Annotated in this window: 19 protein-coding genes and 2 pseudogenes; 6 read left to right on the top strand and 15 right to left on the bottom strand. The window is 72.9% G+C overall.

Features of this window, described 5'->3' with window-relative positions; all coding sequences use genetic code 11:
• Nucleotides 1–59 precede the first annotated feature (59 nt).
• Nucleotides 60–1,610, bottom strand: coding sequence for a diaminobutyrate--2-oxoglutarate transaminase family protein (locus ACFY30_RS29275; RefSeq protein WP_390848265.1), 1,551 nt, complete (start codon nt 1,608–1,610; stop codon nt 60–62).
• 446 nt (nt 1,611–2,056) lie between these two features.
• Here ACFY30_RS29275 and ACFY30_RS29270 point away from each other — a divergent pair, with 446 nt between their 5' ends.
• On the top strand, nt 2,057–3,280 hold the full coding sequence (locus tag ACFY30_RS29270) for a trypsin-like serine peptidase (RefSeq protein WP_390848155.1): 1,224 nt from the start codon (nt 2,057–2,059) through the stop codon (nt 3,278–3,280).
• Nucleotides 3,281–3,412: 132 nt separating this feature from the next.
• Here the strand turns inward: ACFY30_RS29270 and hflX are convergent, their stop codons facing one another.
• The 6 genes from hflX to miaA form a co-directional block, all read right to left on the bottom strand.
• Nucleotides 3,413–4,906 carry a GTPase HflX gene (gene hflX, locus ACFY30_RS29265; RefSeq protein WP_390848154.1) on the bottom strand — a complete coding sequence of 498 codons (1,494 nt, stop codon included), beginning with the start codon at nt 4,904–4,906 and terminating at the stop codon, nt 3,413–3,415.
• A gap of 139 nt (nt 4,907–5,045) precedes the next feature.
• On the bottom strand, nt 5,046–6,575 hold the full coding sequence (locus tag ACFY30_RS29260; protein ID WP_390848153.1) for a M1 family metallopeptidase: 1,530 nt from the start codon (nt 6,573–6,575) through the stop codon (nt 5,046–5,048).
• Nucleotides 6,576–6,730: 155 nt separating this feature from the next.
• Nucleotides 6,731–8,974, bottom strand: a complete 2,244-nt coding sequence (locus ACFY30_RS29255) for a RelA/SpoT family protein (RefSeq protein WP_390848152.1) — start codon at nt 8,972–8,974, stop codon at nt 6,731–6,733.
• A gap of 299 nt (nt 8,975–9,273) precedes the next feature.
• Nucleotides 9,274–10,143, bottom strand: a complete 870-nt coding sequence (gene dapF, locus ACFY30_RS29250; protein ID WP_390848151.1) for a diaminopimelate epimerase — start codon at nt 10,141–10,143, stop codon at nt 9,274–9,276.
• Between the two features lie 114 nt (nt 10,144–10,257).
• The gene (locus ACFY30_RS29245) at nt 10,258–10,764 is read right to left on the bottom strand and encodes a hypothetical protein (RefSeq protein WP_390848264.1); all 507 of its coding nucleotides are present in this window, start codon (nt 10,762–10,764) and stop codon (nt 10,258–10,260) included.
• 108 nt (nt 10,765–10,872) lie between these two features.
• Nucleotides 10,873–11,811: a tRNA (adenosine(37)-N6)-dimethylallyltransferase MiaA gene (gene miaA / locus ACFY30_RS29240; protein ID WP_390848150.1), complete on the bottom strand. Its 939-nt coding sequence runs from the start codon at nt 11,809–11,811 to the stop codon at nt 10,873–10,875.
• A gap of 182 nt (nt 11,812–11,993) precedes the next feature.
• On the opposite strand from miaA, the gene ACFY30_RS29235 reads away from it, so the two are divergent.
• Nucleotides 11,994–12,278 (top strand): hypothetical protein, encoded by a 285-nt coding sequence (locus ACFY30_RS29235; protein WP_390848149.1) that lies wholly within the window; start codon nt 11,994–11,996, stop codon nt 12,276–12,278.
• 24 nt (nt 12,279–12,302) lie between these two features.
• Nucleotides 12,303–12,575, top strand: coding sequence for an antitoxin (locus tag ACFY30_RS29230; protein WP_390848148.1), 273 nt, complete (start codon nt 12,303–12,305; stop codon nt 12,573–12,575).
• 812 nt (nt 12,576–13,387) lie between these two features.
• On the opposite strand, the gene ACFY30_RS29225 is transcribed toward ACFY30_RS29230, so the two are convergent.
• Genes ACFY30_RS29225 through ACFY30_RS29205 form a run of 5 tightly spaced genes read right to left on the bottom strand, consistent with a single transcriptional unit; the run spans nt 13,388 to nt 17,217 of the window.
• On the bottom strand, nt 13,388–14,104 hold the full coding sequence (locus ACFY30_RS29225) for a class III extradiol dioxygenase subunit B-like domain-containing protein (RefSeq protein ID WP_390848147.1): 717 nt from the start codon (nt 14,102–14,104) through the stop codon (nt 13,388–13,390).
• 52 nt (nt 14,105–14,156) lie between these two features.
• Nucleotides 14,157–15,683 carry a tRNA (N6-isopentenyl adenosine(37)-C2)-methylthiotransferase MiaB gene (gene miaB / locus ACFY30_RS29220; protein ID WP_390848146.1) on the bottom strand — a complete coding sequence of 509 codons (1,527 nt, stop codon included), beginning with the start codon at nt 15,681–15,683 and terminating at the stop codon, nt 14,157–14,159.
• 54 nt (nt 15,684–15,737) lie between these two features.
• On the bottom strand, nt 15,738–16,013 hold the full coding sequence (locus ACFY30_RS29215; RefSeq protein WP_390848145.1) for a hypothetical protein: 276 nt from the start codon (nt 16,011–16,013) through the stop codon (nt 15,738–15,740).
• Nucleotides 16,010–16,390 (bottom strand): VOC family protein, encoded by a 381-nt coding sequence (locus ACFY30_RS29210; RefSeq protein WP_390848144.1) that lies wholly within the window; start codon nt 16,388–16,390, stop codon nt 16,010–16,012. Before ACFY30_RS29210 ends, ACFY30_RS29215 begins: the two co-directional genes overlap by 4 nt.
• 44 nt (nt 16,391–16,434) lie before the next feature.
• A complete protein-coding gene (locus tag ACFY30_RS29205) occupies nt 16,435–17,217 on the bottom strand; it encodes a PP2C family protein-serine/threonine phosphatase (protein WP_390848143.1) in 783 nt (260 codons plus the stop codon).
• A 313-nt stretch (nt 17,218–17,530) separates the two neighbouring features.
• On the opposite strand from ACFY30_RS29205, the gene ACFY30_RS29200 reads away from it, so the two are divergent.
• Nucleotides 17,531–20,485: a SpoIIE family protein phosphatase gene (locus ACFY30_RS29200; protein ID WP_390848142.1), complete on the top strand. Its 2,955-nt coding sequence runs from the start codon at nt 17,531–17,533 to the stop codon at nt 20,483–20,485.
• Nucleotides 20,486–20,500: 15 nt separating this feature from the next.
• Here ACFY30_RS29200 and ACFY30_RS29195 read toward each other — a convergent pair.
• Nucleotides 20,501–20,620, bottom strand: a pseudogene (locus ACFY30_RS29195) (response regulator transcription factor); the annotation flags it as partial.
• Nucleotides 20,621–20,622: 2 nt separating this feature from the next.
• Here ACFY30_RS29195 and ACFY30_RS29190 point away from each other — a divergent pair.
• A pseudogene (locus tag ACFY30_RS29190) lies at nt 20,623–21,460 on the top strand (cation:proton antiporter); the annotation flags it as partial.
• Between the two features lie 99 nt (nt 21,461–21,559).
• Here ACFY30_RS29190 and ACFY30_RS29185 read toward each other — a convergent pair.
• Nucleotides 21,560–21,976 carry a MazG nucleotide pyrophosphohydrolase domain-containing protein gene (locus tag ACFY30_RS29185; RefSeq protein WP_390661931.1) on the bottom strand — a complete coding sequence of 139 codons (417 nt, stop codon included), beginning with the start codon at nt 21,974–21,976 and terminating at the stop codon, nt 21,560–21,562.
• 98 nt (nt 21,977–22,074) lie between these two features.
• Between ACFY30_RS29185 and ACFY30_RS29180 the strand changes: the two genes are divergently transcribed.
• On the top strand, nt 22,075–23,073 hold the full coding sequence (locus ACFY30_RS29180) for a TAXI family TRAP transporter solute-binding subunit (RefSeq protein ID WP_390848141.1): 999 nt from the start codon (nt 22,075–22,077) through the stop codon (nt 23,071–23,073).
• Here the strand turns inward: ACFY30_RS29180 and ACFY30_RS29175 are convergent.
• A complete protein-coding gene (locus tag ACFY30_RS29175; RefSeq protein ID WP_390848140.1) occupies nt 23,063–24,475 on the bottom strand; it encodes a sensor histidine kinase in 1,413 nt (470 codons plus the stop codon). The genes ACFY30_RS29180 and ACFY30_RS29175 overlap by 11 nt on opposite strands.
• Between the last annotated feature and the right edge of the window lie 8 nt (nt 24,476–24,483).

Here is a 24,483-nt window from a genome sequence, read left to right as displayed (position 1 = left end):
CCGGTGCCGGTGGCACGGGCAGGGCGGCGGTGGGCGAGCGGCTCGGCCGGGTGCCCGCGTCACCCCGGCCGTTCGGCACGGCCGTGTCGCTTCCACGCCTGTCCGGTCGGCGGGCTCGGCTGGTCCTCGCCGCGAGGGCCCGTGCGGTGGGCGTGGCCCCGGGCTGCCGCCTCGATCGCGTCGGCCAGCCGGTCGAGTACGGCAGCCGCCTGTTCGTCGGTGATCGTGAGAGGTGGGAGCAGCCGTACGACGCTTGCGTGGCGGCCTCCGAGTTCGACGATCAGGCCCCGGCGCAGGCACTCCCGCCGTACGGCGAGGGCCAGTTCGGGGGCGGCGGGGTGCGGGCCGCACCCCGGGGCGGGGATCTCCGCGACGGTGCTGATCTCGGCAGGGCCGGACGTGCCGGGGGCAGCGGCGGGGACCGGGGGGCCGTGGCGCGGCGCAGCCCGCGGGTCGTCCGTCGCGTCCCGGCCGGGGCCCGGCGCGCCGCTGCCGTCGCCGTCCGCACGCCGCCCGTGCGCGCGCTCCCCCTCCGGGTCGACCAGTTCGACCCCGATCATCAGTCCGCGCCCCCGCACGTCCCCCATGCACGGCAGGGTCTCGGCGAGGCGCCGGAGCTGGTCCAGCATGCGGGCGCCCAGGGTGGCCGCGCGTTCGGCGAGGCGGTTCTCGCGGACGTGGGCGAGGGTGGCCGTGCCGGCAGCCATGGCGAGCTGGTTGCCGCGGAACGTGCCCGCGTGGGCGCCGGGTTCCCACACGTCGAGGTCGTCGCGGTAGACGATGACGGCCAGGGGCAGGCTGCCGCCGATGGCCTTGGACAGGACCATCACATCGGGGGTGATCCCGCTGTGCTCCACCGCCCAGAAGGCGCCGGTGCGGCCGACGCCCGTCTGGACCTCGTCGGCGATGAGCGGCACGGAGCGGTCGGCGGTGATCTGCCGCATACGGCGCATCCAGGTGTCCGGCGCGGGGATCACGCCGCCCTCACCCTGGACGGGTTCGAGGATCATGCCGGCCGGACGCCGGACGCCGGACCTGGGATCGTCGAGGACGGACTCGGTCCAGCGGGCGGCGAATTCGGCGCCGCGCTCGCCGCCGACGCCGAACGGGCAGCGGTAGTCCTGCGGATAGGGCAGGCGTGCCACCCGGACGTCGAGGGCACCGCCGGAGGCTTCGAGGGAACCGGCGGTCATGCCGTGGTAGGCGCCGGTGAAGGCCAGGACGCCGGTGCGGCCGGTGGCGGCACGGACCAGCTTGAGCGCGGCCTCCACGGCGTCCGTGCCGGCGGGCCCGCAGAACTGCACGCGTGCGCGGCCGGCGAGCCCGGGCGGGAGGGTGTGGAACAGTTCGGTGACGAAGGCGTCCTTGACCGGGGTGGCGAGGTCCAGGACGTGCAGGGGCGCACCCGAGTCGAGGACCTTGCGAATGGCCTCCAGGACGACGGGGTGGTTGTGGCCGAGCGCGAGGGCGCCGGCGCCGGAGAGGCAGTCGAGGTAGCGGCGGCCGTCTGCGCCCTCGATGGTCAGTCCCCGGGCCCGTACCGGCACGATGGGCAGGGCACGCGCATAGGTGCGCGCCGCCGACTCCCGTGCCGACTGCCGCCGCAGGATCCCCTCGTACGCGAACCGGGCGCCCGCCGGCCTCCCTTCGGCGGCAGCCCCGACGGCGGCAGCCCCGACAGCGGCGGCACCATCGGCCCCGGCGGAGGAAGTCCCAGGGTCGGGTGTTCCGGTGGAACGCCCCGAGGGGGCCTCCTCGGGCACTGGCTCGGTCACGGCTCCCTGTCCTCCCGCGGTTCAGGGGGCCGAGCGCGGGCAGCGGACCCCCCACCACCACCAACCCCGGACGGCTCTCCTGGTTACGGGTTGCCTCAAGATCCTTGCCGTGACGGAACCGTTGCCCTCCCGTCGGGAGTCCCCCACAGCGAACGCATATCGTGTGGAGGCATTGCACAGGGCCGTGAGAGGCGCCTGAACTCGGCGTGAGGCCACGCCGGGTTCGGCCCCGACGCAACGGCCACAGCTTCAAGTTCGTTGACAGCAGGGGGAGTCAGACCATGCGATCCATACGGCCGTCGTTCACCGCTCGTCGGGGGAGGAACGCGCGCCGCAGAACCTCCCCCGTGCTCGGTGCCGTCGCCCTCGCCTCGGCGCTCGCGCTCACCGCGACCGCCTGCGACTCGGGTGACACCAGCGCCGGCAGCCAGGCGAGCGCGTCGGCCACGGCCGGCGACGACGGCAAGATCACGATCCCGGACGACATCAAGGACCGGCTCAAGGAGCACGGGATCGATCTCGACAAGTGGAAGAACGGCGCCTGGAAGAACTGGGACAGGGACGACTGGCTGCGTGAGGCGCAGGACTACGTCAACCCGATCATCAAGGGTCTGTGGGACCCGGACCGGATGCGGGAGGCCGAGGATCCGGACCGCGCGGTCGACGACAACGACCTCTCCGGTGACCAGGGCGTGACCGACCCTACGCCGGCGCCCGTGGACGCGGAGGCCGTCCCGACGACGTACCACGCCAACGCCCCCGAGGCGGGCAAGGTGTTCTTCGACTCCCCCGAGGGCACGATGGTCTGTTCGGCGACGGTCGTCGAGGACCCGGCCCACCCCGGCAAGTCCAACCTGGTGTGGACGGCGGGGCACTGTGTGCACGCGGGCAAGAAGGGCGGCTGGTACCGCAACATCGCGTTCGTGCCGTCGTACAACGACGAGGGTCTGTCGGCCGAGCAGTTGCAGACGGCCACCAAGGAGGAGGCCGCTCCGTACGGCGTGTGGTGGGGCGACTGGGTGAAGACCTCCGACCAGTGGATCGCGCAGGGCGGGCAGACCGGCGGTGACGGCGCGCCGTACGACTTCGCCGTCATCCATGTGACGCCTGAGGCGGGCGGTTCCGGCAAGTCGCTGGAGGAGACGGTCGGTTCGGCGCTGCCGGTGGACTTCGACGCCCCCGCGGTGCCGAAGGTCAGCAGCATCACCGCGACGGGGTACCCGGCCGCGGCGCCGTTCGACGGGCAGAAGCTCTACCAGTGCCAGGACGAGCCGGGGCGGCTGTCGTTCAGCGAGTCGGACCCGACGATGTACCGCATCGGCTGCACGATGACCGGTGGTTCGTCCGGCGGCGGCTGGGTGGCGACGGGGTCGGACGGCAAGCCGGCGCTGGTCTCCAACACCTCGGTCGGCCCGGCGAGCGCGGGCTGGCTCGCGGGACCGCGGCTGGGTGAGGTGGCCCAGGGCGTGTACGACTCGGTGAGTGACAAGTTCGCCGGTCAGTAGCGGGAGTGGCGGTGGGGTGTCCCACGCGCTGAAGGCCCGCCTCCCGCGGCAAGCGGGAGGCGGGCCTTCGGACTTCTCGGAGGGGTACGGCCGCTCAGGCCGTCGGCGGCCGCTCGGACCGCCGGCGGCCGTTCAGGAGAGCGGTGCCGGAACGTACGGCGCGAGGTCCGCCGCCAGTTCCTCGTGCACCCGGGCCTTGAGCAGGGTGCCCTCCGCCGTGTGCTCCGCGGAGATCACCTCGCCCTCGGTGTGGGCGCGGGCGACCAGCTTGCCGTGGGTGTACGGCACGAGCGCCTCGATCTCGACCGAGGGCCGCGGCAGCTCGTTGTCGATGAGCGCGAGCAGCTCCTCGATGCCCTGGCCGGTGCGGGCCGAGACGGCGATGGAACGCTTCTCGATCCGCATGATCCGCTGGAGGGTCAGCGGGTCGGCCGCGTCCGCCTTGTTGATCACGACGATCTCGGGCACCTCGGTGGCGCCGACGTCCCGGACGACCTCGCGTACGGCGGCCAGCTGCTCCTCCGGGTTCGGGTGCGAGCCGTCCACCACGTGCAGGATCAGGTCGGACTCGCCGACCTCCTCCATGGTGGAGCGGAACGCCTCGACCAGGTGGTGGGGCAGATGCCGGACGAAGCCGACGGTGTCCACCAGGGTGTACAGGCGGCCGCTCGGGGTCTCGGCCCGGCGCACGGTCGGGTCGAGGGTCGCGAACAGGGCGTTCTCGACCAGGACGCCCGCGCCGGTGAGACGGTTGAGCAGGGAGGACTTGCCGGCGTTGGTGTAGCCCGCGATGGCCACGGACGGCACCTTGTGGCGCTTGCGCTCCTGGCGCTTGATCTCGCGGCCGGTCTTCATCTCCGCGATCTCCCGGCGCATCTTCGCCATCTTCTCGCGGATCCGTCGCCGGTCCGTCTCGATCTTCGTCTCACCGGGGCCTCGGGTGGCGAGGCCGCCGCCCTTGCCGCCGCCCATCTGACGGGACAGCGACTGACCCCAGCCTCGCAGCCTCGGCAGCATGTACTGCATCTGCGCGAGCGCGACCTGCGCCTTGCCCTCTCGGGACTTGGCGTGCTGGGCGAAGATGTCGAGGATCAGGGCCGTGCGGTCGATGACCTTGACCTTGACGACGTCCTCGAGGTGGATCAGCTGGCCCGGGCTGAGCTCACCGTCGCAGATGACGGTGTCCGCGCCCGTCTCGAGGACGATGTCGCGCAGCTCGTCGGCCTTGCCGGAGCCGATGTAGGTGGCCGCGTCGGGCTTGTCGCGGCGCTGGATCACGCCGTCGAGCACGAGCGCGCCCGCGGTCTCCGCGAGGGCGGCGAGCTCGGCGAGGGAGTTCTCCGCGTCCTGCACGGTCCCCGAGGTCCAGACGCCGACGAGCACGACCCGCTCCAGGCGGAGCTGGCGGTACTCGACCTCGGTGACGTCCTCGAGCTCGGTGGAGAGGCCCACCACACGGCGCAGGGCCGCGCGGTCGGAGCGGTCGAACTGGTCGCCGTCCCGCTCTCCGTCGATCTCGTGGCTCCAGGCGACGTCCTCTTCCATCAGGGCATCGGCCCGAAGACCTTCGGGGTAGGCGTGCGCGAAGCGCTTGGTGTCCTGGGAAGGGGAAGAAGAGGAGGTCATTGGGTCCTTACGTCGTTGGGGATGCCGGTTCGGCGGTCTTCATGAGGGACAACGCACGAGTACCCCGGGGGATTCCCGTGTGTCCCGTGCCCCGCCGACCTCACGATGGTCGCACGGTACGGCCCGTCTCGTCACCGGCTTATTCGGGGGCCTTCGGCTCCTTGGCGGCGGCCTTCGCGCCCTTGGCGGCGGAGGCTTCGGGCTTCCAGTCCGGGTGGCCCGGCATCGGCGGGGTCTTCTCGCCGTACAGCCAGTCCTGGAAGAACGTGCCGAGGTCGCGGCCGGAGACCCGCTCGGCGAGGTGCCGGAAGTCGGCCGTGGTGGCGGTGGAGTCCCGGTACTCGCGCACCCAGTCGCGCTCCACCTGGTCGAATGCCCGCTCGCCGATCTCCTGGCGCAGGGCGTACAGGACGAGGGCGGCGCCGTCGTACACGTTCGGCCGGAAGATGCTGATCTTCTGGCCGGGCTCGGGCGGCCTGGGGAGCGCCGGGGGGCCGCCGGCGGCGCGCCAGCCGTCGGAGGAGCCGTACGCCGCCTTCATGCGCGCCTCCAGGGTGCGGCCCGCCTTCTCCTCGGCGTACAGGGCCTCGTACCAGGTGGCGTGCCCCTCGTTGAGCCACAGGTCGGACCAGGTGCGCGGGCTGACGCTGTCGCCGAACCACTGGTGGGACAGTTCGTGGACCATGACCGACTCGATGTACCACTGGGGATAGCCGGGCTCGGTGAAGAGGTCTTTCTCGAAGAGGGAGAGGGTCTGCGTCTCGAGTTCGAAGCCGGTGGATGCGGCGGCCATGAGCACGCCGTAGGCCTCGAAGGGATAGGGGCCGACCTTGCGCTCCATCCAGGCGATCTGGTCGGGGGTCTTCTTCAGCCACGGTTCGAGGACCTTGCGGTCCTTGGTGGGCACGACGTCGCGGACGGGCAGACCGTGCGGTCCGTCGCGGTGCAGGACGGTGGAGCGGCCGATGGACACCTGGGTGAGCTCGGTGGCCATGGGGTGCTGGGTGCGGTAGGTCCACGTGGTCGTCCGGCCGGCCCGCTCGGCACCGGTGGGCAGCCCGTTGGCGACGGCCGTGTACTCCTCGGGGGCGGTGATCCGGATGGTGAACATCGCCTTGTCGGAGGGGTGGTCGTTGCAGGGGAACACCAGGTGCGCGACATCGGCCTGGTTGGCCATGGCGAGACCGTCGGTGGTGCGCACCCAGCCACCCTCCCGGTCGCCTCCGCTCACCGGGTCGCTGGTGTGCCGCACGGTGATGCGCGTGCGGGTGCCCGGCATCAGCGGGTTCCGCGGGGTGACCACCAAGTCGTCGCCGGCGCTCTCGAAGGCGGCGGGCAGGCCGTCGACCTCGACCGAGTCGACCTTGCCGTGCGCGAAGTCGAGGTTGATCCGCTCCAGCGTGGCGGTGGTCCAGGCGTCGATGGCGGTGACCGCCTGGAGCGGCTTGCTGTTGGAGCCGGAGTACGTGAAGGAGAGGTCGTACGCCGCCACGTCGTAGCCGGGGTTTCCCAGGTACGGGAAGAGGCGGTCTCCGACGCCGAGCGGTGCCGCCGGGGCGCTCGCGGCGACGAGGCAGACGGAGACGGCCGAGGCGAGCAGCGCGGACGCCAGACGGCGGGAGGTGGCGGTACGGGGGCGGCGGACCCGGGAGCGGGGGGTGAGCAGCATGCACCACCGCTACCAGCGCCCGCCTGGCGGACGGCGGCGACGCGCGCCCGGCCCACCCGAACGGGTTGCGCACGCGCGTGTGCGTGTCGACCGGGCGGGCCCGGCCACGGCGTGCGCACGCGCGTGTGCGTGACGGCAGCCGGCGGCGGGATGTCTCAGGAGGCCGAGGCGTGGTGCTGGGCCCGGCTCACGTCGTACACGCCGGGGACGTTGCGCATGGCGCGCATCAGGTGGGGGAGATGGGCCGCGTCGGGGAGCTGGAGGGTGTAGGTGTGCCGCACGCGCTGCTGGCTCGGGGGTTCCACGGTCGCGGCGACGATCTCGGCGCCCTCCAGTGCCATGGCCTCGGTGAGGTCGGCGAGCAGGTGCGGACGCCCGAACGACTCGGCGACCAGGGTGACCCGGCACTCGGTGGTGTCGCCCCAGCGCACGTCGACGGCCGGGCGCCCCGCGTCCGCCATGCGCGCCACCGCGGCGCACTCCACGCGGTGCACGGTCACCATTCCCCCGCGCACGGCGAAGCCGGTGACCTCGTCGGCGGGGACCGGGGTGCAGCACCCGGCGAGCCGGACGCCTGCGTCCGGCCGGCCGACGACGGTGATCGCGTCGCCGGACCGGGATGCCGGACCGTCGGCGGAGAAGTCCGGAGCGGGGGCGTCGGCCGCGGGCCGGGCGGTGGTCTCGGCCCCCCGGTCGGACCCGGCCGGAGCCTGGGTGTCGGTCCCCGGCCTCGGGGCGGGCCCGACGGCCTCCTCGGGCTCCGCCGGAGCCGGGTGCGCCGCCAGCCACCGCTGGATGGCGATCCGGGCGGCGGGGGTGTGGGCGTGCTCCAGCCACTCCCTGGAGGGCTCGGAGGCCGGGTCCTGGCCCATGAGGAGCTGGACGGTGTCGCCGTCGCGCAGGACGGTGCTCAGGGTCGCCAGCCGGCCGTTCACCCGGGCACCGATGCAGGCGTGCGCGTCCTCGCCGTACTGCGCGTAGGCGGCGTCCACGCAGGTGGCCCCCTCCGGGAGGCCGAGGGTGCCGCCGTCGGGGCGGAAGACGGTGATCTCGCGGTCCTGGGCGAGGTCCTCGCGCAGGGTGGACCAGAAGGTGTCCGGGTCCGGCGCGGCCTCCTGCCAGTCGAGGAGGCGGGAGAGCCAGCCGGGCCGTGTGGGGTCGACCCGCTCCCCGTCGGCCGCGGCGCCCGGGCCGGCGGCACCGCCGGTGCCGGCCGAGGTGCCGTCACCGCTGTGCTCCTCGGCGGGAGCGGCGTAGGGGTTGCCGAGCGCGACGACGCCCGCCTCGGCGACCTTGTGCATCTGGTGGGTGCGGATGAGGACCTCGGCGACCTGGCCGTCCTCGCGGGCGACCGCGGTGTGCAGCGACTGGTACAGGTTGAACTTGGGTACGGCGATGAAGTCCTTGAACTCCGAGACGACCGGAGTCATACAGGTGTGCAGTTCGCCGAGGACGGCGTAACAGTCCGCGTCCTCGTTGACGAGGACCAGCAGCCGGCCGAAGTCGCAGCCGCGCAGTCGGCCGCGTTTGCGGGAGACGCGGTGGACTGAGACGAAGTGCCTTGGCCGGATGAGGACTTCGGCCTGGATACCGGCGTCGCGCAGGACCACGCGCATCGCGTCGGCGAACTCCGCGAGGGGGTCGTCCGCGCGGGAGGCGTTGTCGACGATGAGCTCGCGCGTGCGCTCGTACTCCTCGGGGTGCAGGATCGCGAAGACGAGGTCTTCCAGCTCGGTCTTGAGGGCCTGGACGCCGAGGCGTTCGGCGAGCGGGATGAGGACGTCGCGGGTGACCTTGGCGATCCGCTCCTGTTTCTCGGGGCGCATCACGCCGAGGGTGCGCATGTTGTGCAGACGGTCGGCGAGTTTGATCGACATCACCCGGACGTCGCTGCCGGTGGCGACGAGCATCTTGCGGAACGTCTCCGGCTCGGCGGCGGCGCCGTAGTCGACCTTCTCCAGCTTGGTGACGCCGTCGACGAGATAGCGGACCTCCTCGCCGAACTGCTCGCGCACCTGGTCGAGGGTCACGTCGGTGTCCTCGACGGTGTCGTGGAGCAGAGAGGCCGTCAAGGTCGTGGTCTCGGCGCCGAGTTCGGCGAGAATCAGGGTCACGGCGAGGGGGTGCGTGATGTACGGCTCGCCGCTCTTGCGCATCTGGCCGCGGTGCGAGGACTCGGCGAGCACATAGGCGCGACGCAGGGGTTCGAGGTCGGCGTCGGGGTGGTGGGCGCGGTGGGCCTCCACCACATGGCTGATCGCGTCGGGCAGCCGGCCCCGGGAGGGCGAGCCGAGCAGGGCGGCGCGGCCCAGGCGGCGCAGGTCGATCCGGGGAAGGCTGCGCCTGCGGGGCGTGGCCGACACCGGGCCGGTCGCAGGGTTCGTGGCCTCCGCACTCATGGGCACCTCCGGCTGCGTGGACCGGCGGACGGGGTGTCCCAGGGCGGACACGGCTCAGGGGACAGGCAACGGTCCCCCGTCCGGGCCGGTGCTTGATGCTACCGAGCCCACCACGTGCGACTGACCGCCTCTCGCCGAGCGTGAAACGGATCACCCATTCGAGCGACGGTTCAGATGTTTACGGTTTTACGCCACCTGAGTTGGAGCGGATCCGCCCTTTCGCACCCGTGACCAGGTCCTGAGTACGTCACCGCACGCCCCAGGGGCCTTCCGGCCTCCGATACCAAGCCGACGCGGCATCAACGGACAGCGTTTTCCAGCCACTCGGCGTCGATCTCGCCTGTGGCGACGATCACTGCGGGTCCCGTCATCTCGATCTCGCCGTCGGGCCGCTCCGTGATCACCAGGCGTCCACCGGGGACGTCCACGGTGTACGTGGCCGGGGTGCCCGTCACGGCCGGGTCGGCGCCGTCCCTGCGGGCGGCGGCCACGGCGACGGCGCACGCGCCCGTGCCGCACGAGCGGGTCTCGCCGGCGCCCCGCTCGTGCACGCGCAGGGCGACGTGGCCGGGGCCGCGGTCCACGACGAACTCGACGTTGACGCCGTCCGGGTACACGGAGGCGGGGGTGAAGGGCGGCGGGGTGAGCAGGTCGCCCGCGTGCGCGAGGTCGTCGACGAAGGCGACGGCGTGCGGGTTGCCCATGTTCACGTTCCGCGCGGGCCAGCTGCGGTCGCCCACGTTCACCGTCACCTCCCCTTCAGGGAGGCGGGCCCTGCCCATGCCGACGGTGACGTCCCCGTCCTTGGCGATGTGCGCGGTCTTGACGCCCCCGCGCGTGGCGATGGCGAGGTCGCCCTCGGTGACCAGCCCCGCGTGCTGGAGGTAGCGCGCGAACACCCGCACTCCGTTGCCGCACATCTCCGCGACGGAGCCGTCGCCGTTGCGGTAGTCCATGAACCACTCGGCCTCGGCCGCCATGTGCCGCGCCTCGGGGTGCGCGGCGGACCGCACGACGTGCAGCAGGCCGTCGCCGCCGATGCCCGCGCGCCGGTCGCACAGGGCGGCCACGGCGGACGAGGGGAGGCCGATGACGTTCTCCGGGTCCGGGACGATCACGAAGTCGTTCTCGGTGCCGTGACCCTTGAGGAAGGCGATCCGCGTGCTCATTCCTCGATCGTACGGGGTGGATCCGGCCCACCCCGCACGCGTGACGTGCGGCTCAGGCCACCCCGCACACGCGCGTACGACGACTCGGCACGTCCCGCACGCTCGTACCGGCGGTCAGCGCAGCCGGGCCACGCGCCAGACGGCGAGGACGGCCACCACGGCGACCACGACGACGTACGCCAGGACGACCCGCCAGTCGGGGCGGCGGCCGGAGCCGCGCGCCGGAAGTCCAGGCCACGTGTAACCGACGCGACGCGCGGCCATCATGCCCCAGCCGGCCGCGCAGGAGCAGATCAGCAGCCCCAGCATGGCGATCACGGCCCCGCTGTCGCCGAAGTCGAAGGCGAGCGGGAACGCGAACATCAGGGAGCCGGTCGCGGACAGGGCCACGATGGGCGCGAGCTGCCAGATCCGCAGCCTGCGCTGCGGGCGCAGCTCGACCTCGACCTCGGGCCCGCTCGCGAACATCTCCTCGGGCTCGGGACCGTCGTCGGTCACGCCGCCGCCCAGGGTGTCGTCCACCACGTCGGGGAGCGCACTCTCCTGCGCGGGCTCCGGTCGCCCACACTCGGGGGTGAGGTCCTCGGTGCCTTGTGCGGTGTCACGAGGGCCGGCCTCCATCGCCACGCGCCCTCCCAACTCGGACTCCACTTGGTCGATCGAAGCTCGATGATGGCACGGCACCGGAGGCACGGATGACGGCCTGGGCGTCCCGATGCCATGACGTGATCAGGCTGTAACCGGTCGTTCCACCAACGCCAGCGCGAGCTCCGGAAGTTCTGTGAGATCCGCCGCAGCCCCACTCAACCAGTGCACCCGCGGATCGCGCCTGAACCACGAATCCTGACGGCGCGCGAAGCGCTTGGTGGCACGGACGGTCTCGGCCCGCGCGTCGGCCTCGGTGCACTCGCCGGCCAGGGCGGCGAGGACCTGCTGGTAGCCGAGCGCGCGCGACGCCGTACGCCCCTCGCGCAGGCCTTGCGCCTCCAGCGCGCGGACCTCGTCCACGAGCCCCGCGTCCCACATGCGGTCGACACGGCGGGCGATGCGCTCGTCGAGTTCGGGGCGCGCCACGTCGACACCGATCTGGACCGTGTCGTAGACCGAGTCATGGCCGGGCAGATTGGCGGTGAACGGCCGGCCGGTGATCTCGATGACCTCCAGGGCACGGACGATACGGCGGCCGTTGCCGGGCAGGATCGCCTGCGCGGCCTCGGGGTCGGCGGCCGCCAGACGGGCGTGCAGCGCGCCGGAGCCGCGCAGCGTGAGCTCCTCCTCCAGCCGGGCGCGGACCTCGGGGTCGGTGCCGGGGAACTCGAGGTTGTCGACGGCGCCGCGGACGTACAGCCCGGATCCGCCGACCAGGATCGGCCAGCGGCCCTCGGCGAGCAGTGCGTCGATACGGGCCCGGGCCAGTTTCTGGTACTCGGCGACCGAGGCGGTGACGGTGACGTCCCAGATGTCCAGGAGGTGATGGGGGACGCCGGCGCGCTCCTCGGGCGTCAGTTTGGCGGTGCCGATGTCCATCCCTCGGTAGAGCTGCATGGAGTCGGCGTTGACGACCTCGCCTCCGAGCCGCTGAGCCAGGAATACGCCCAGATCGGACTTTCCGGCTGCGGTCGGTCCGACGACGGCGATGACGCGGGGGGTGGGGGCTGCGCTGCTCACCGCACCAGTCTCCCAAACCTCCGGGGCCACCCTCGAACGAGTTACGTGACGGGGTCGGTCCGGGGTCGTTTCCCGTTGCGACATTCCCGTCACCCTTTCGCGGCGACGGTGATCCCTGTGGCGCGGACGGACGCACGGGGCAGCGCGGGATTCCGCCCGCACGAGTACCGTATGGAGTTGTTATGGGCGTTTTGGCGCGACTTTTCCGAAGGTCGAGGGCCACGGAGGAGGCGGTTGCGGACACGGCGGCGGAAGCGGCCACGGACACGGGCACCGCCGCCGGCGCGGACGCCGTCACCGGGGAGGTGACGACCGCGCCCGGCGAGGCACCGTCCGGTACGCCGGCGGACGGTGAAGCGGCGGCCGGCACGGCCGGGACCCCCGCCGCCGACGGCGTGGAGATCCCCAGGCAGCAGTCCGCCGGGGACGTGGCCGACAGCGAGGCCGGCGAAGGCGCCCACACGTAACGGATCCGGTAGGGAAGGTGACCCATGGGCCTCATGGACCATTTGAAGGCCAGGCTCGCCCCGGCCAAGGGCAAGGTCTCGCACCTCGCGCACGAGCACGGGGGCAAGATCACGCACGGCCTCGACAAGGCGGCGCAGGTCGTCGACGAGAAGACCAAGGGCAAGTACAGCGAGCGCATCCACACGGGCACCCACAAGGCCAAGGGCGCCATGGACCGGCTCGCGCACAAGGACGAGCCGCCGGCGGGCGGCGGCGACACGTTCACGCCGCCGCGCACACCCCCGCCGGCCTCCTGACCGCACCTCCGCACCGGCGCATCGATCGGCGGACGGCCGCGCAGCGGAAACGCTCGCGGCCGTCCGCCGTTTCGCCCGCTCCCGCCGAAGGACCGTCGGGGCCCGGGCCGCGCCCGCGGTGCCGGAACCGCGAACCGGCGACACCCGGGCCGGGCAACGGCCTTCCGAAAGCCCGGCTCGCGAACGCCCCTTCCGACGGGCCCAACGGCCGCTTCCGACGGGCCCGGACCGCCCAACGGCCCTTCGGCAGGCCCGGACCATGCACCCCCGGGACAGGCCACCGCCGGACCAGGCCGCGAGAAGTCCGGGCCGGGGAACCGCGAGAGCCGGACCGGGTACCGAGACGCCGACAGGACCAGGCCACCAGTCGGCGAGGCCCACCCGCGTCAGACGGCCGGGCCCGGCTTGCCGGAAGGCCGGCCCCAGGCGGGTCGGAAGGCGGGGCGCGGACCCGTCAGAAGGTCGGGCCCAGGCGCCCCAGAAAGCGAAACCCACCCCCATCAGAAAGCCGGCCCCGGCGCGCCGGAAGTCGAGGCACAAGCCCAATCAGGAGGCCGGCCCGGGCGCCCCAGAAGGCGGCCCACCCCATTGAGACGGCCGGCCGGACACGCCGGAAGGCGAGGCGCAGGCGTGTCGAAGGCGAGGCGCAGTCCCGTCGGACGGCCGGGCCCAGGCCCGTCAGGACGCGAAGCCCACCCCCTTGAGAAGGCCGGCCCGGACGCGCCGGAAGGCCGGCCCCAGGCGCGTCGGAAGGCGAGGCCCGGGCCCGTCAGAAGGGCGGGTCAGACGGCGAGGCTCAGGCGCCCGTCGCGCTAGGACCAGGTCGCGACCACGTATCCCACGCCGTACGGGGCGGCCTCGTAGAGCAGCGCGGCCTGCAGTCCCGCGCCCTCGGCGGCGCCCGCGAGGACCTGCCAGGGAGCCCGGCCCGCGGCCTTCAGCTCGCGCGCCAGCCCGGCGTCCAGCGCCTTGATCGCCTCCAGGTCCGCCGCGCCCAGCGCCCGAGCTACCTCCGCGTCGAAGGGAGCCGCGCGCTCGTCGAGGTAGCCGGGAGCCTTCAGGGTCCGGCAGGCGCTGGCGTCGCCCATGACGAGCAGCGCGACGCGCTCCGCCCGTGCGCCGATCTCCCCGCCGGTCTCGACGCACCGCTCGACCCCGAGCGGTTCTCCCACGCCGAGGCCTTCGACGGGGGCGGCCGACCAGCCGGTCCGCTCCAGCAGCCAGGCGGCGACGGCCAGCGAGGCCGGCAGCTCGCGCGCGGACGGGGCGTGCGTGCCGGCCCGGCCCAGCCGTACGGCCATGTCCACCCCGAAACCGCGGAACGAGCCGCGCGCGCCCTCCGGGTGCGCGCCGCGCCCGGCCTCCTCGGCCGGCCCGACCACGACGAGCCGGTCCGGCCGGGCGGCCGCCAGCACGGCGAGCGCGTCGGAGCAGGCCGCGCGCGCCGCGTCCAGCTCGGGTGCGGCGCCCGCGGCGACCTCGGGGACGAGGAGCGGCGGGCAGGGGCAGACTGCTGCGGCGACAAGCATGATCGGCAGGGTAACCCCGCGCGACGGCCGGGTGTCAGTCCCGGTCAGCGGGTCAGTCGCAGCCGCAGCCGCTCGCCGCTACCGGCAGCGGCGCGGGCACGCCGATCTTCGGCAGGCCCAGCATCACACCGGCGGCCCCGGCCGCCTTCTCCGCGGTGCGCTTCTCCCAGGCGTCCCCCGCGCGCGTGCGGCGCACGTCCAGGACGGCGCCCTCGGCGAGGAGGTGGTGCGGGGCGGCGTACGTGATCTCGACCGTGACGACGTCGCCGGGGCGCACCTCCTGCTCGGGCTTGGTGAAGTGGACCAGGCGGTTGTCGGGGGCGCGGCCGGAGAGGCGGTGGGTGGCGCCGTCCTTGCGGCCCTCGCCCTCGGCCACCATCAGCTCCAGGGTGCGGCCGACCTGCTTCTTGTTCTCCTCCCAGGAGATCTCCTCCTGGAGGGCGACGAGACGCTCGTAGCGCGCCTGGACGACCTCCTTGGGGATCTGGTTCTCCATGGTGGCGGCCGGGGTGCCCGGGCGCTTGGAGTACTGGAAGGTGAAGGCCTGCGCGAAACGGGCCTCGCGCACGACGTGCAGGGTCTGCTCGAAGTCCTCCTCGGTCTCGCCGGGGAAACCCACGATGATGTCGGTGGTGATCGCCGCGTGCGGGATGGCGGCGCGGACCTTCTCGATGATCCCGAGGTAGCGCTCCTGCCGGTAGGAGCGGCGCATCGCCTTCAGGACGGTGTCCGAGCCGGACTGCAGGGGCATGTGCAGCTGCGGCATGACGTTCGGGGTCTCCGCCATGGCGGCGATCACGTCGTCGGTGAAGTCGCGGGGGTGGGGCGAGGTGAAGCGGACGCGCTCCAGGCCGTCGATCGTGCCGCAGGCGCGCAGCAGCTTGCTGAACGCCTCGCGGTCACCGATGTCGGAGCCGTAGGCGTTGACGTTCTGGCCGAGCAGGGTGATCTCGCTGACGCCCTCGCCGACGAGGGCCTCGATCTCGGCGAGGATGTCGCCGGTGCGGCGGTCCTTCTCCTTGCCGCGCAGGGCCGGGACGATGCAGAAGGTGCAGGTGTTGTTGCAGCCGACCGAGATCGACACCCAGGCCGCGTACGCGCTCTCGCGGCGTGTGGGCAGCGTGGAGGGGAACGCCTCCAGCGACTCGGCGATCTCGACCTGCGCCTCCTCCTGCACGCGCGCGCGTTCCAGCAGGACCGGCAGCTTGCCGATGTTGTGCGTGCCGAAGACGACGTCCACCCAGGGCGCCCTCTTCACGATGGTGTCGCGGTCCTTCTGCGCGAGGCAGCCGCCGACCGCGATCTGCATCCCGGGCCGGCTCGCCTTCCTGGGCGCGAGGCGGCCGAGGTTGCCGTACAGCCGGTTGTCCGCGTTCTCCCGGACCGCGCAGGTGTTGAAGACGACGACGTCCGCGTCCCCGTCGGATCCCTCGGGGGCGCGCACGTATCCGGCCTCTTCGAGCAGCCCGGACAACCGCTCGGAGTCGTGGACGTTCATCTGGCACCCATAGGTGCGGATTTCATAGCTCTTGGGTGCGGGAACGTCCACTGCGAGGCTCCGGTCGCTGCTGCTGGTCATGCCTCAAGGGTAGGTGCTCGCGCGTGAGCCCCGCCCCGGCTCCCGCGTCACCGGTCAGGTCTCGATGACAGCCGCGCAGTCGGGGCAGACCGAGGACGCGTGTTCCTCCGGGTACCAGGCCGCTCCGGGGTGGTCCGCGGGCTGCCAGCGGGCCCGTGCCATGGCGAAGGTGTCCTTGCCGCAGAGTGTGCGCGGTCCGGTCTCGCCGGGTGTCCCGGGGGCGGCGGGCGCCGCGTGCACCGTGCGGACGCGGCTCTCCGCACCGCCCGGTGTTTCCGGGGCACCGGTGGTCACCGGCTGGTCGAGTTCGTAGACGACGATCTCAGTCATGTCTCTACAGGTACCTCGATGACGGAGAGCACATTGCCCGCAGGGTCGGTGAACCACGCGATCAGCGGGCCACCGCCACGGAAAATGCCCTTGTCGTCGGCTTCGAGGTGGTCGTAGCGCTCGAAGCGCACTCCCCGGCCGGCCAGCTCGTCGACCGCGGCCTCGATGTCGTCGACGGGGAAGTTGAGGATCGTGAACGTCGCCGGGGTGTGGTCGGGCTTGGGATAGACCAGGATGTCCCGGTCCCCGGCGATGTGCAGGGTGAGCATCCCGTTCGCCTCGGACACCCGCAGCCCCAGCGTCTCGCCGTAGAACTTCCTCGCCGCGTCGATGTCGTCCACCGAGAAGCCGCTGAACGCCTTCGTCGTACCGAACATGATCGCCTCCTGGCGTCTCCTGAGAGTGGCGTGGTTCCTTGGAGTCAGGACCCGGAGCCGGGCGGAGACTCATCGGTCCCGCCGTCGTCCGTGACGCGTACGACCGCCAGCGTGATGTTGTCGGGGCCGCCCGCGGCGATGGCGCACTTCCACAGTTCGAAGGCCGCCCGGACGTCGTCGTGCTCGCGCATCACGGCGTCGAGCACGTCCGTCGTCACGGGATCGCTCAGGCCGTCGGTGCAGATGAGGTAGCGCTCGCCGGGGGTCAGGGGCGCGGTCGTCACATGGGGGTGGACGGCGTGGTAGCCGACGGAGCCGCCCAGGCACTGGGTGACGAGAGAGGTGGTGCGCCGGCCCGGTTCGAGCGGTGGGCTGTCGTCCACGCTCACCTGGCGCAATCCGTCCCGGGTGGCCGCGTAGACCCGGCTGTCGCCGACGTTGAACACCAGCGCCGAGCCGGGCAGCACGACGACTCCGGCGACGGTCGTCCCCATGCCGGTGAGGTCGCCTCCCTCGTCGCCGGCGGCCTCGTGGACGGCGCGGTTGCAGGCGTTCAGGGCGTCGCGCACGAGGTCCTCGCCGGTCAGCAGGGAGCCCACGGACGCGATCCGGCGGGCGACGAGGGAACTGGCGACGTTGCCGCTGGGATGTCCGCCGAGTCCGTCGGCGACGGCGACCACGAGGGGTGTGCCGAGCGGGAACACCAGGGTCTGGGGGTTCTCGGTCACGGTGGCGCACAGCGTCCACGGCCCTGCGACGAGGCTGTCCTCGTTGCGCTCACGGAGCAGTCCGGGATGGCTGAGCGCGCTGACGGCGACGTACGGCATCACCCGTCACCGCCGGCTCCGGTCGCTACTGCCGGTCATGCCTCCAGCCTAGGCGGCCCTCCGGGGGTTTCCACCTGGCGTGCCCGCCGGCGAACCGCAGGCCGGTGCCGCTGGCCCGGCGGCGACGACGTCGCTGTGCCCGTCAGCCGGGCGCGGCGACAGCACGCGGTGGTCCATCCGCGTACCGCCCCTACCACCTTTGTTCAACGCACCCGCTTTCCAAGGTGGTTGAAGCGTGACACTGGCAGGAAACCGCCGGTGAGAATGTGTGAAACAGGTTTCGCACGAGAACGGGAACGATAGGTTCCCTGACATGAACGCACGGCTCGCTCTGCTCCACACAGTGGCCCCCGGTGTCACGGAGAGCGAGGTCTTCCGGCTCGCGCTGCAGCACGCGATGGGCGAGCTGGGCGCGCTCGGCGCCGCCATGCACCTGCGTGGCCCGATGTCCGCGTTGCGTCTGGTGTCCGCCGTCGGCCTGCCCCCCGCCCTCGCCCGCTCCTGGGAGATCGTCGACCAGGAGGGACCGCTGGCCCCGGCCCTCGCCCTCCACCGGGGCAGCGGCGTGTGGGTGCCCGGGCCCGCCACCGAACCGGTGCAGGAGTCCGAGCCGGTGCCCGGGGCCGGGTCCGGGCCCGGGCACGGGGTCATCCGGCCCGGTACCGGCCTCGCAGCGCTGCCGGTGTTCAGCGGGCGGCGCAGCATGGGCGTGCTGACCGTACTGGCCGGGGAGCGCGGCGAACCGGCCCCCGAGCACTGGGAGTTCCTGCGGGCCGTCGTCGCCTGGACCGAGGACCGCATGGCCCAGGCGCCGCCCCCGGCCGGGCCCGCGCAGACGGAGCTGAGCGGGGAGCGGCTGCGGCAGGCCCTGAAGGAGGTCCGGGTCGGCTCGTGGGACTGGGACATCCGCAGCGGCGAGCTGATCTGGGACGAGGCGGCGCTGGAGCTGTACGGCACCCGGCCGGCCGACTTCACCGGCAGGATCGACGACTGGATGCGGATCGTCCATCCCGACGACCTGGCGCCCACCCTCGCGGCGGCGCAGCGCGCGATCCTCGACCACTCCGTCTACGAGGCCGCGTACCGGGTACGACGCCTGGACGGCACGTACGGCTGGACGCAGGCGCGCGGCAAAGCCACGTACGACGAGCGCGGCGAGCCCCTGCGGATGATCGGGGTGGGCTGGGAGAGCGACGAGTCGCGGACCGCGCGGGACACGCTCAGCCGGGCCCTGCGGCACATGAGCGACGGCTTCCTGGCGGTGGACGGCGCATGGCGGATCACCTTCGCCAACCTGGAGGCGGAACGGTTCCTCGGCCTCCCGGAGGACGAGCTGTTCGGGCGGCTGCTGTGGGACCTGCCCGCCGCCCGGCAGGTGCCCGGCCTGGAGGGCCGTTGCCGGGAGGCCGCGGCCGAGGAGAAGCCCGCCGGTTTCGACGTGCGGCTGCCCGACTCCGGCTGCCGCTACCACCTGCGGCTGGTGCCGGGGCCGGACGGGCACACCCTGTACTTCACCGATGTCACCGAGAGACGGCGGCTCGCGGAGGAGCGGCAGGCGGACGAGCGCGCCGCGGCCGAGCGGTCGGCGCGGATAGCCGAGCTGACCACTGAGCTCGCCAAGGCCACCACCTCGCAGGACGTGGTGGACGCGGTCGCCCGGCGGGTGCTGCCGCCGTTCGCCGCCGCCGGGGTCCTGGTGCAGGTGATCGAGGACGAGCGGCTGCACTACGTCGGAGCCGTCGGCTACCCGGACGACTTCCTGGAACTCATCGAGGGCCGCCGCCGGCTGCCCGGCGATCCGGCCTGGGAGGCGATCGAGTCCGGCACGCCCCTGTTCTTCTCCTCACCGCTGGAGCTGACCTCGCACTCGCCCTGGCTGACCGGCCTGCCGGAACGTGCCCGCAAGCAGGCGTGGGCGTTCCTGCCGCTGACGGCGTCCGGCCACACCTTCGGGGTCTGCGTCGTGGCCTTCGACCGCAGGCGGCTGCTCACCGCCGAGGAGCGCGCCCTGCTGACCACGATCAGCGCCCTGGTCGCGCAGTCGCTGGAACGGGCCCGTCTGTACGACGCCGAGTACACCCGGTCCCGCGAACTCCAGCGCAGTCTGCTCCCCCAGGCGCTGCCGGACCTGCCCGCGTGCACGGCCGCCGCCCGCTATCTGCCGGCCGGCCTGGGCGCGGACGTGGGCGGCGACTGGTACGACATCATCCCGCTGTCCGGCGGGCAGGTGGCGCTCGTCGTCGGCGACGTCATGGGCCACGGACTGCCCGAGGCGGCCACCATGGGCCGGCTGCGCACCGCCGTCCACACCCTGGCCGACCTGGAACTGCCGCCCGGCGAGATCATGGGCCACCTCAACGACATCGTCGCCGGCATGGGCGAGGGGTCGTACGCCACCTGTCTGTACGCGCTGTACGACTCCACCACCCGGGTCTGCTCCCTGGTCCGCGCCGGACACCCGCCGCCCGCGCTGGTGCGTCCCGACGGCACCGTGCACTTCCCGGAGCCGGACGCCGACCCGCCCCTGGGCGCGGCGGAACCGCCGTTCGAGACGGTCGAGCTGGAAGTGCCGGACGGCAGTCTGCTCGTGCTGTACACGGACGGTCTGGTCGAGTCGGCGAAGCGGGAGATCGACGAGGGGATGGCGGAGCTGGCCCGGTTGCTGAAGGCGGCGCACGCGGGCGGCGCCGGCCCGGCCGTGGATCTCGAGCGGCTGTGCGACACGCTGACGGCCGGTCTCCTGCCCACCGAGGAGCAGGCCGACGACGCCGCGTTCCTCCTCGCCCGGCTGCACGCGCTGCCCGCCGACCGGATGGCCTCCTGGCCGCTGCCCGAGGACCCGAGAGCCGCCGGCCTGGCCCGCCGGCACGTCCGCGAGCAACTCGCCCTCTGGGACCTGGACCACCTGGCCCCCACCACGGAACTCCTGGTCAGCGAGCTCGTGGGCAATGTCGTCCGGCATGCCCGCGGCCCGGTGCGGCTGCGCCTGCTGCGCGGCGCCGAACTGATCTGCGAGGTCTACGACGCGAGCCAGACCATGCCCCGCATCCGTCGCGCCACGGAGACCGACGAGGGCGGCCGGGGCCTGCAGCTGATCACGGCGCTCTCCGGCCGGTGGGGGGCGCGGTACACGCCGAACGGCAAGTGCATCTGGACCGAACAGCCGTTGCGCGGCCCGGACGAGGGGCCGGACCAGCCGGCCGCGGCGCCGGAGCGGATGTTCCTGGCTTCGGCCGGCTTCGACGAGGACTGGGACGCGCTCCTGTGAGGTCCGGGACGTCGCTCAGGGGTCGATGAGCCCCGCGCGGATCGCGTAGCGGGTGAGTTCCAGGCGGTCGCGCATGCCGAGCTTGTGCAGGAGGTTGGCACGGTGACGTTCGACGGTCTTGGCGCTGATGAAGAGAGTCCGGGGTGATCGCCAAGGTGCTCGGCGACCTGGGCCGGGTCGGCAACCGGGAGACGCCGGTCATCCTCAGCGTCCTCGTCCTGGAGGCTGGCGATGGCCGTCTACCTGCCGATCATCACCGCGCTGGTGGCCGGCGCTGGTCTGGTGGCCGGCAGCGTGACCCTGGCGATCGCGCTGGGCGCCGCGGGGCTCGTGCTGTTCGCGGCGGTGCGCCACGGCCGGGTCATCTCCCGGTCCGTGTCGAGCGACGACCCGGAGAAGCTCCTGCTCGTCGTGCTGGGGCTGACGATCCTCGTCGCCGGTGTGGCGCAGCAGCTCCAGGTGTCGGCGGCGGTCGGCGCGTTCCTGGTGGGCATCGCGTTGTCGGGGGAGGCCGCGGAGGGCGCGCACACGTTGCTGAGCCCGCTGCGGGACCTGTTCGCGGCGATCTTCTTCGTCTTCTTCGGGCTGCACACCGACCCGGCGAGCATCCCTCCCGTCCTGCTCCCCGCGCTGCCGCTGGCCGTCGTCACCGCCGCGACGAAGATCGCCACCGGCTACTGGGCGGCCCGGCGCGCGGGCAGCTCCGTCAGGGGCCGCTGGCGCGCGGGCGGCGCGCTGGTCGCCCGCGGCGAGTTCTCGATCGTCATCGCCGGTCTCGCGGTCACCGCCGGGATCGAGCCGTCCCTGGGCCCCCTGGCCACGGCGTACGTCCTGCTGCTGGTGGTCCTGGGCCCGCTCACCGCGCGCTACGCGGAACCCCTGGCCCTGCGCTGGACCCGCCGCAGGGCACCCCGGGAGAACACGGCGGAGCAGTTGCCCGGGACGCGGGCGGCTCAGGAGCCGGTGCGCGACTGAGACGGAGCCGGCGGGCGACCGCGCCGGGATCGGCGGCGACGCAAGGATCACGCGGCGGCCGCGGCGACCACAGGCGCGGAGGGGGCGTCGCCGTGCTCCTCAGGACGCCGCGCCGCCCCCGGGTGTCCAGCCCTGGCGGCGCAGCACCGCCGACACGTCCGGCGCCGCGTAGTGCTCCCCCTTGAGCACCTTGCCGTCGGCCCGGCGGGCGACCTGGCCGTCGGGGCCCAGCTTGGTCATGTTGGAGCGGTGGATCTCGGCGATCACCGCGTCGAGGTCGATCCCGTGCACCAGGGCCGTGCCGTACGCGACGTAGACGACGTCCGCCAGCTCGTGCGCGAGCCGGTCCAGCGGCCCGCTCACCGACACCTCGGCGACCTCCGCCGCCTCCTCGGCGAGCAGCTCCCCACGGTGCGCGGCGAGGCCGGGCGACACCTCCGTCGGCGTACTGCGCGCGTCGAGCCCGAAGGCACGGTGGAACTCACGGACCAGGTCGGCGGGCGAGGAAGAGCTCATGCCCCGACTGTAACGACGCCCACCGACAGCGCCGTCCGCCACCGGCCCCGTGAGCCCCGCCCTGGCCATCGGCGTGCGTGGCCTGGCAGGATCGCCGCATGTCCAAGGTCCTCACCCGTATCGGCAGGCGCCGGGCCCTGCAGGGCGCGGCGGCCGGTCTCGTCGTCCTCGGGCTGCTGCTGTGGTGGCTGCTGCCGCTGGGCGATGAGCCGCCGAGCGGGTCGATCACCTTCAGCACGGGGACGTCTCGCGGCGTCTACCAGGAATACGGCACGCGGCTGCGCGACGAGCTCGCCCAGGACATGCCCGGTCTGAAGGTGACGCTGAAGACCAGCAACGGGTCGCCGGAGAACATCTCGCGGGTGGCGACGGGCGACGCCGACTTCACCATCGCCCAGGCCGACGCCGTGCAGACCTACGAGGAGCAGCACCCCGGCTCGAAGGCCCGGCTGCGCGGCGTGGCCCGCCTCTACGACGACTATGTGCAGCTGGTGGTGCCACGCGACTCGGACGTCCGTTCCGTCGCCGACCTCAGAGGCAGGACCGTGGGGACGGGGCTCCCCCGCTCGGGCGTGCGGCTGGTCGCCGAACGGCTGCTCAAGGCGGCGGGTCTGGATCCCGCGAGGGACATCAAGGCCGTGTCGGAGGGCATCGACAGCGGTCCCGAGCGGTTGAAGGAGGACAGGATCGACGCGTTCTTCTGGTCCGGCGGTGTACCGACGGCCGGTCTGGCGGATCTCGCCGACACCTTCGCCTTCCGGTTCGTGCCGATCGAGGCGGACCTCGTCGCCAAGATGCACGACCAGGACGACTCCACCAGCTACTACCGGGCCACCAACATGCCCGAGTCGGCCTACCCCACCATCCAGAACGGCGACACCGTGCCGACGATCGCGGTGTCCAACCTGCTGGTGACCCGCAGGGACGTGGACACCCGTGTCACCGAGTGGCTGACCCGCACAGTGATCAAGAGCCGCGACGAGATCGGCTCGCACGTGCACTCCGCGCAGCTCGTCGACCTGCGCACGGCCATCTACACCGACCCGCTCCCCCTGCACACCGGCGCCCGGCGCTACTACCGCTCGGTCAAGCCGTAGGCCTCGACCTCGGCACCGCCACCGTCACCGTCAGCCCGGTCGGCTCGTGGTGGGCGTACGAAATCGTGCCGCCGCCGGCGGCGAGCAGGGCCCGGGAGATGGACAGGCCCAGACCGGAGCCCTTGATGTTCTGATGGCGGCCGCTGCGCCAGAAGCGGTCGCCCACGCGCGCGAGTTCCTCGTCGGTGAGGCCCGGGCCGTGGTCCGTGACCACGACGGTGCAGGTCTGGCCGTCGGCCGCGACGGTCACCTCGACGCTCTCGCCCTCCGGCGTGAACTTCACCGCGTTGTCGATCACCGCGTCCAGGGCGCTGGAGAGCGTGACCGGGTCGGCCCAGGCGGTGGTGGGCGGGCAGTCGCCCACCAGCCGGACGCCCTTGGCCTCGGCCGTAGGCGCCCAGGCCGCGACCCGCTCGGCGGTCAGCGCGCCGACGTCGGTGACCCTCAGGTCGGCCTCGGTGTGCTCGGCGAGCGCGAGGTCGAGCAGGTCGTCCAGGACCTGGGCCAGGCGCTTGCCCTCGCTCTGGACGGAGGCGATCTCCTCGTTGCCCTCGGGGAGTTCGTACGCCAGCAGTTCGATGCGCAGCAGCAGCGCCGCGAGCGGGTTGCGCAACTGGTGCGAGGCGTCGGCGACGAAGGCGCGCTGCTGCTCCAGCACGTCCTCGACGTTGTCCGCCATCTCGTTGAACGACCGGCCCAGGCGTCTGAGTTCCGGCGGCCCGCTCGCGACCGCGACCCGGGACTTCAGCCGGCCGCTCGCGATCGCGTGGGTGGTGACGTCCAGGACGCGTACGGGCTTGAGGACCCACCCGGTCAGCCGCAGCGCGGCGCCGATGGCCAACAGCATCGCGGCGATCTCGCCCGCGCCGATGACCAGCCAGCCGTGCAGGATCCGCGACCGCATCGGCCCGGTGGGCGAGTCGGTGACGACGACGGCGACCACGTCGCCGTCCCGGATGACCGGTGACGCCACGACGAGATGACGGCGCTGCCACGGCCACACCTGCTGCGGGTCATGGCTGCGCCGGCTGAGCAGCGCCTCGTCGAAGGCGTCCCGCACCTCACCCGTCTGCGGCAGGTAGGAGTCCTTCGGCGCATGAGCCAGCGGGGTGTCCGTGGGGTAGAAGACACCGGCACGAATGCCGTAGACGTCGTAGTAGCTGGCGAGTTCGCGCTCCAGGGTCGCGCGCCGCTCGTCCGTGGACGCGGACGCGGAGTCGTCCGTCCCCAGCGGCGCGGTGACGAACTGGGCGAGCGCCGCGAAGCGGGCGGTGTCGTCGATCCGGTCGACGACCACCTTCTGCTGCTGCGCCCCGGCCACACTGACGGCCAGCGGCACCCCCAGGGCGAGCAGCACGGCCGCCATCAGCACGATGAGCAGCGGCAGGAGACGGGTGCGCAACGGTCCCC

It is taken from the genome of Streptomyces sp. NPDC000345 (assembly GCF_042898825.1).
Classification (GTDB): domain Bacteria; phylum Actinomycetota; class Actinomycetes; order Streptomycetales; family Streptomycetaceae; genus Streptomyces.
Note: the sequence above shows the minus strand (reverse complement) of the source record. Positions and strands in the feature narration are given on the sequence as shown.